1 protein-coding gene is annotated in these 1,071 nt (G+C 54.1%); it reads left to right on the top strand.

What is annotated here, in order from left to right; translation table 11 throughout:
• Window positions 1-1,071: hypothetical protein (locus KDK19_RS10500; RefSeq protein ID WP_257291901.1), on the top strand; the 1,071-nt coding region annotated here is incomplete at both ends.

The following is a 1,071-nucleotide window of genomic DNA, read 5'->3' as shown; positions in this document are numbered from 1 at the left end:
CAGACCGTTTCCGGAATGATGTCGAGCAGTTTGTTAAAATTTTCAGTGATCTGGAACCGGAAAACTATCGTCAACAATTCCAAAAGGAGCGCTCGCTTGACCTGAGTGCGGGCCGGCCTCTTCACTGGCAGTTAAATCCCCAACTTCTCCTGCAGGCATCCCGGCTGCTGGTCGGGGATAAGGCGGTCACCATTGAGCTTGGAATGAAGGATAACCCTTCGCTAAACCACAGATTCTTCGACAGGATCGTCGGCCAGCTGTATGCCCTGAGTCTGGCCAAGAGTATAGAGCCGGTTGATGCCGCACTGTTTCGGTCTGGCTGGCCTGAGCAGGCGGGACAACTGGGGCAACTGGGCGATTCCGTCGGTTTTGACCCTGCTTACCAATGGGTTCCACTGACTGCGGCGCTGAGCCGGGATACGCTTGAACATCATTTTGGCTCCATTAGGTCACCCACCAGTCAGGAAGACGTTAGAAAGGCGATGATATGGCTGTTCACCCAGCCGCCTGAATTACTCTCATTGAGCCTTGAAAAGCTCTTTGAAAACATTCTGCCGCACCAGGATGACCCGAGTGTTGAAGCCTTTGCCAGAGCATTGCGTGAGTTTGACCAGAACTTGCCTGATGATGGCAGAGCCCGCTTCAGGGAGGCATTCACTCATCAGCAGGTCGAATTACTGAAGGATGTTCTGAGTCGCCAGATCCCTGATCAGCCCGAACTGGTTAACTACATAGGCTCACTAAAAACAACGCCCAGCCCGCCAGCCCCGGTAACCGATGCTGCCGGTTTTGTGCCATCGACATACCGGCTGGTTGAGTCTGCCGACGGGGTGAAGACGGGGATCAAGGATCCAAGTGCGTCGGGCAAAAAACGCTGCCGCCGTGGAGTCGGGGGATGCGGGGTTCGTCTGCTATTGACTGACAATCTGGCACAACGCCCCGTTGTTAACATTGCCAGTGGCGATATCAATAACACCGATACCGGCAAACCTTACTATACCGTTGAGTTCCTGACCTACAACGATAAGCTGCACAGGGTGCTCAGACGCTCAGGCACTGACATCATAGCCA

The organism is Endozoicomonas sp. ONNA1 (genome assembly GCF_024606325.1).
GTDB lineage: Bacteria > Pseudomonadota > Gammaproteobacteria > Pseudomonadales > Endozoicomonadaceae > Endozoicomonas_A.
The sequence above is the reverse complement of the archived record's forward strand: the minus strand, read 5'-3'. Positions and strand labels throughout refer to the sequence as shown.